4 protein-coding genes are annotated in these 7,125 nt (G+C 28.3%); all 4 read right to left on the reverse strand.

Annotation, left to right across the window (positions count from 1 at the left end; all coding sequences use genetic code 11):
- Positions 1-597: 597 nt before the first annotated feature.
- Entirely contained in the window at positions 598-2,664 is a 2,067-nt protein-coding gene (locus OIO11_RS04025) for a UvrD-helicase domain-containing protein (protein WP_268070081.1), read from the reverse strand.
- A complete protein-coding gene (locus tag OIO11_RS04030; RefSeq protein WP_268070082.1) occupies positions 2,665-4,791 on the reverse strand; it encodes an ATP-dependent nuclease in 2,127 nt (708 codons plus the stop codon).
- 311 nt (positions 4,792-5,102) lie between these two features.
- Positions 5,103-6,185 (reverse strand): hypothetical protein, encoded by a 1,083-nt coding sequence (locus tag OIO11_RS04035; RefSeq protein WP_268070083.1) that lies wholly within the window; start codon positions 6,183-6,185, stop codon positions 5,103-5,105.
- A 275-nt stretch (positions 6,186-6,460) separates the two neighbouring features.
- Positions 6,461-6,604 carry a hypothetical protein gene (locus tag OIO11_RS04040; protein ID WP_268070084.1) on the reverse strand — a complete coding sequence of 48 codons (144 nt, stop codon included), beginning with the start codon at positions 6,602-6,604 and terminating at the stop codon, positions 6,461-6,463.
- Positions 6,605-7,125 lie beyond the last annotated feature (521 nt).

A 7,125-nucleotide genomic window follows, 5' to 3' on the forward strand; every position in this document is an offset into this window, starting at 1 on the left:
AGGCTCCTGTCTAGCATCTCTTATAGGGTAAAAGTCTCTCCCTTAATTCCGAGCCTTCTACCCTATAAGAGCTGCACAACTTTAGCTAGTCCTTTATTTTGGTACCCGGCAGAGTGCGTGTGGGGTGGACTTGCTTCCAGCTTCACTCCTCATGGACATGCGTTAAAAAGACATGTCCATAACTCCTGAGCAGCAAGGCAGTTCCACCCCTTGTAAGTATTCCTCTAGGGTAATCAAATAGGACATTATAGACAAGCCATCCTTGGCTTGTCTATAATTGAATTAAATCACGCCACCCGCCCACCAGGGGATATTTATATGTTGAACAGGAATTTAAATTTTCTAAGATTTTTTATTGGAGTTATATGAATAATGGGAAATTGAATTCTACTCAAAACCCTATATTATATATGATATGGTACCCTTTATCAACTCCTAAGCGAATATTTTTTCTTTGCATTAGTTACTGATTTTCTTATCTTTTATTCAATTTATACTTTTTTGTAAATCAAAGTCGCTTTTTCTCAGTATTTATAGCTCTAGACATATCAAATAGTTAGCATTATCAATGAAAATTGTTCCCATAAACACAACAAACTAAAGTTTATATTTTATACTGCCAAATACATTTTCAATCTGTTCTCTAAATTCAGATACATCCTCAAAATATAATATACTCAAATTTAAAGTAGCCCGTGTCACTGCAACATAAAGTAAATTTCTTGCCTCCTCTATCTTCGTATCTTGTTTAACTTCATCTTTTAAAGACATAACTTTTAATAACCTGCTAAAATATTCATTATCTCTGCCAAACTTAGCATTCATAAAGATAATAACATTTTCAAACTCCAAACCCTTAGTTCCATGATATGTATGATATATAACACTATTAGTATTTCTATCTGAAATGTACTCATACCACATATTAAATTCTTCTATATCCATTTCTAAAAATTTTATTACTTTATCTTTACTTTCTTTAATATACTCATCCGTTTGTTCCTCTTGTTCATTAAATAAAAAAAGTTTATTTAAAATGAAACTTTCAATTTCAATATAGGATCCATTTTCAATATCTAATATATAATGCAAACATTCATAATATTCTTCATCTCCCTTATTATATTGATTAAACATACTTTCAATATAAGTTCTTAATGTATCGCCTTTAATATTTTTCAATTTGGCAATCAAATTTCTTAACCTGGTTATGGTGATATATTGTAATACTCCCTTTCCAAGAATATCTTGAACCATTGTTTCATCATGATTAACCTTATATCTAAAATCCATTATTCTAAACAATAAACTTTGAACTTCTCCTAATTTTTTTGAGTCTAAACTTAAAATGTGCTCGCGTAAAAGTTCATAATTCTTTCCTCTTTTATACCATGATGAATTTTTAAAAAAATCATAAATATTAGCAAAGCCGCTTTGTTTAGCTGCAAGCTCATTGGTTAATTCAAAGCAATGCAACTTGTTTTTTTTCGTAATTTCCCACTTATTAATGTGAGTTTTAATAAAATCTTGCCTATCTATATTCATATTATAAAAAGAAACACTACCTATTGGGAAATCATCATATATTGTTTCTTGCTCTAAATCATCATTTCTAATTTTATTAGCTACGGTAATAATTTCTTTTGCAGATCTTCTGTTGAATCTTTTCTCTACTCTATCCAAATTTTTATGATAACTAGAAAATTTAATTCCAACACCAGTACCATAAATATTTTGTTTTATATCTCCAAAATACCCTACAAATATATCATGTTTTATTTGCTGAGAATATTCATCTAAAAAGTTTAATGTTTCTACAACTTTGCAATCTGTATCTTGATACTCATCTACTAAAATAAATGGATATAAATCACAAATAATTTGCTTTAATAAATCATTTTGGTCAATAATTTTATTTGTATACTCTAGCAATGTATCGTGACTAATCTTCATATTCTCAAGCTTATCATTATTATATCGTACATCATATTCTACTTTTTTAAATTTCTTTTCTCCTATCAAAATTCTTTGAAGTGTTTCTTGATATTTTTGAATTTTAAATATGCTATCAATTATTCTTTTAAAATTTGTTAAATTACTAATAATATTAGGAAATGTTTTTGTAATCTCCGGCAAAGAGCCTTTAAATTCAGCAGCTTTATTATTTTTATGTTTATAGTATACTTGTTTTTTATCATTCATCATATTACTCAATTGTTCTTTCTGTTCTTTTGATAAATCTCTATATTTTTCTGCCCATCTTTCTATTAACAAATCATTTTCTAAATTTTTAATTTGATCTCGTATTTTTTTCTGATGAATTTTAATTAGTTGTTTTTGATAAGGACTTATGATTCTCCAAACACAATCATGTATCGTTGACACTTCAACTATACTGGTATTCCCAAGTCTTTCTTTAATTTCAGCTGCTGCAACGTTGGTGTATGTAATGCATAACACTTTCTGATTGTGTTCTTTTAAAGTTTTACCATATATAGTTATAATATAGTTTAATGATTGTATCAAAGAATATGTTTTACCAGATCCAGCCCCTGCATCAAACACCATACTTTTTTTTCTATCAATACATTCACAAATTTTTTTAAAAATCTCCTCTTCTCTTTTTTTATTCTTAGGTGAAATTGATAAATCCTTTGTATTCATCTAATTCCCCCCCAATTTTTTCTCTAAAAACTTTAATCCATCTTCTATGTATTGAGGTAACTTTGGATTATTAGTATCATCATCACATAGTAAAATTTCATATAAAAGTGTATTAGCAAAATCGCTCTTAGACGAAGATAATTTTCTTTGCAACATAAACGAATTTAAAATTACACCACCATTAGATACTATTTCGTTATATATACTGGGTTTCACTTTGGATAAAACACTTTGTAATATGGCGTTTTCTGAGTTTGTCAATATAAATGCTTCCTCGAAGCTTGTTGCATAATAGTTTTTAATAGGGTCTTTTTGATAAGTTATTATCAAATTAGATATTTCCTTGAAACCTGATTCCATTATTTCACTAACAATATTTGTCCCATAAAAATGATTAAGAGTTTCATTAGTTGTTACTCTTTTTCCTAATTTAGTTGAATCCATTTGCAAATATTTTATTTTTTTCTGCTTTTCCTTTTCTCCCTTCTCCCATTTTTCTCGTTTTATATCAATATCTGTAACAATCAATGTTGGAACTCCCAAAACATTAATAAGATTTTCATAAACTTTTGCATGAGCTCCATCCACCAAAATAACTGAGATATAATACTTATTAAGTTTCTCATTTTTATCTATGTAATATTGTAATACTGTATATTCTGTTATCCCTTCAACAAAAATAATAGCGTCCGCAAAAAATAATTCTGGAACTTTATACTTAATGTGTTTTCTCAAAAATTTTAGTTTTTGCATCCTTGAATCTTCAGCTATTTCTGCTGCTGCTTCTTCTTCAGCTTCTTCTACTCCTTCAGTTGATTTGTCTGTTTTAACTACTTCTTTAGTAGGCACAATAACGTCATCATTTAAACATATTGCTTTAGAGCATCCTTTAATGCTTGTTATATAATTAATATTATTAAATGTTTCACCTGCATGTATTTTACTATTAAGTATATGAGCCGAATGAGTTGTTATAATTATTTGGCTATTTACATGTTTATTTTTTTCTTTTAATAGAGAAGATATCATTTCATTAATATTTTTAATAAACTGCTCTTGCATTTGTGGATGCATAAAAGTTTCTGGCTCTTCTATAGAGATTAGATTCACTTGGCTGTTAAAAGATGTTTCTGGATACTTTTCCATATATGTAATAATGTCTGCAATTATCATCATTAAATTAGTGTAACCTAGTCCAAATTGTTGTTCAGGTATATTATTATCTCCTTCTACATATTCGTATTTAATTACATTCTTAATTAGCTTTGAGAAATCCAAATCTGACTTCAGCAAAATCTGACATTTTTCATTTATTACAACTTTGCTTAAGGAATCATTAATGCTTTTTGTATGATGTTCAGTCATATTCAATGTTAACTTTTCATTAATACCGATAATTTCATCATCTAACGCATCAACTATATTATCCTCAACAACCTCTTTATATCTATATTCAATAATCTTCCGAAAAGCTTCTGATAAACAGCTATTGTTGCTAATATTATTTGCTTTAATTGAAGTTAATTGCATCAATTTTTTTAATGCAAAGTTTTTTCTTTTTTCTTCATTTGAATTGTAGTATGCCATTTCAAATTCAGTTTTATTTATTAATTCTAAAAATCTGTCAAATCGTTGATCTTTAAAATTTTTTTTATTAAAAGATTTTATATCCTTGATAAATAATGCTTTATCTTTAACTTCCCATTTTACAATAATATCCACTTTTGATTTGTATGTATCTTCTAGAGACATAAATGGAATGATATTTGTTAAAAAATCTTCTTCATTATTATCAATTCCAACTGTAATAACAAATCTTAAAAATGGTAATTTTATATCTTCATTATCTAAATACTCATCTTTATACAATTCAAGTAATTCCTTTAAATAAGTAAAATTAAAATCTGTTGCTTTAAATGTTGAATCATTTATTAACTTATTTAAAGCCTCAATTACAGTTGTTTTTCCACTATTATTTTTTCCAATAATCAGTGTTGTTATAGGTGCTATATTAATATTTCCATTTTCTGAATTTTTCTTATAATCATTAGCATCAATAAATTCGATAACATTATCTTTATTACGAAATTTCCTGAAATTTTCAATAGAAACACTTTTTAAATACATAATAATCTCCTTTTAAATATTACTCTATAACCATTAAATAATTTTTAGCATATACTCGACTTATTGAGTCTTTAATAAATTACATCAACTTTACATTAGCAAACAGAAACTTCCAGTTTCTGTTATGACCCCAGGGGTCATAGCAATAACTGGAAGTTATTGCTTGCTAGCAGGGTGGCGCAGAGTTTGCTCAACATTTTACTAATACAAGCATTGATTACATTAATCACCATACACCATCAGAAAAGAAACACTCCGCAAAATCTGTGATATTGCTAAATGTGGGGATATCGTGTGTTAGGCGAAGTTGTTTAATTGTAACTATATTCTTTTTTAGATTTCCAATCACATACAAACCCTACTACAAAATCATCTCCTATATATTCATCCGTTAATAGCATATGTGCATGCCATTCATTATAAAAAGATACGTATGAAAATATATTACCACCTTTCGAAACTATATAGATGCAATGTGCATACTCAGGCATTTTTTTGATATTTTCGCTAAATATCTCTTCATGCATATCGCTTGGCTTTATATAAGAAGACATATTTTTACATTCAACAATATCATTACGTAATTTATCAAATATATTTGACAAAATAAAATCTTGCCCCATTAGATAGGATAGGGCATTAAAAGCAGTTTTTACAAACATAAATAAAAAAGAATCATCTGTAATATCAATAGTTTGTCGATATCTAAACCCAATTTTTTCAAATTCTCCAACAACATTTTTTGTAGTACTCTTTTTAAAACTAATAGCATTTTGAAAGATATGAGTCAAAATCTTTTTAGCAATATTATTCACATCAAATAACGGTATATTAGTTGATAAATACCATTTTCCTTTATAGAATCCAATATTTATTGTATCATTACTCGTTTTAAATTCATCTTTTACAAAGATATAATGTTTATTCTTATCCATCAAAAACTTCATTAATTTGCCTCTGAACTCTAAAAGGTATTGTTCATAATTTATTGTTTGGAAATTTTCTCCCAAGTAATTAACTGACATCGTACCAGAAACATAATCAAAAGAACAACATATTTGTGGAAGAATATATGCATCTCCTGAAAATATATATCCCAAAAGATAATATTGATTATTACTGATTTCATCCTTTAGCAGTCTGATTATAGGAGCTTTTTCCTTTTTCACATTTTGATTTCCCCTCTTACCAGGGCCATGCCTTATTCTATTTCCAGTAAGTAACGAACTTCTAATTGCTCTTAATTCGTATTTAGAAAAAATATTATTAACTTGATCAGATACAAATCCCTTTGGTAACTTTGATATTCCACCAAGTCCTGCTGGAATAACATGTTCCCCACTACTATATGTAAGTTCATATGTAGATTCTATTAAATATATACATTTGTTCATAAAAGTCACCTTTCTAATTTAGCAATTTTACCTAACGTCTGGGCATCTACGACGCCATTGAGCTTACAACCTGAGCTCATGGCTGTGAGCCTGCGAACCTCGGTTAGCGAAATGGATGTGGTGAGCACGACCCATTAGAAATCCCTCTTCGGCTAGCCCAAGAGCAAGCTCAGTCAAATCTCCTTCGCTAAGGTACCTGTCACTCCCCGCATTTTGTCAATATTTAAGAGGTTGTCCAATTAAATCGTTTATTCCACCATATGAATAATGGAGAGTTAGTAGGTATTTAAGTACATTATTCTATGCATATTCACTTTGGAAGAACCCCCAGCAAAGTTTAGTCCAATAAATCCGATATTTAGTGTTACACCTGTAAATCTTACCATCTTTATTAAATCTTTTATGCCTTTAATAATCATAAGACATCCCTCCTTTAAAACTTTAGCTTGGTTTGGATGGTGGTTCTGCCAAGGACCGCAAGGGTAGTCTTTCCAAAATGAATATGCACTAAAATATATAAAATAACATTTGCAACAGGCTCTAACTTAACACATTTCTTATCTAAAAAATCCAAATTATAAGCTTCTCATTATAGACATAATTACACTATAATTTAGGCTTATTTTACTCTTACCCATATTTCTAACTACATAAATCTAAGCTCCCATGACTCTTAAGATTCAAATACCTAGTATATTTCTATCATCAAAATATTAATTTCAAACTTCTACACTATAATACATATTATAACATTTTAACACATCTTAAACAATTTAGTTATGAAAAGAAACTCATCTATCTACTGCTCTTAACGTAAGCGTCAAAGTTTTAGCACCTTTAATAATTCCAAGAATAGTATTAAAATATCCTAGTAAGGCAAGAATATGCTTTACTAGGATTAATTTATTTCTTATCTTTAATTTTTATATTTTTAGGAATC

The organism is Clostridium sp. ZS2-4 (genome assembly GCF_026719745.1).
Taxonomy (GTDB): domain Bacteria; phylum Bacillota; class Clostridia; order Clostridiales; family Clostridiaceae; genus Clostridium_H.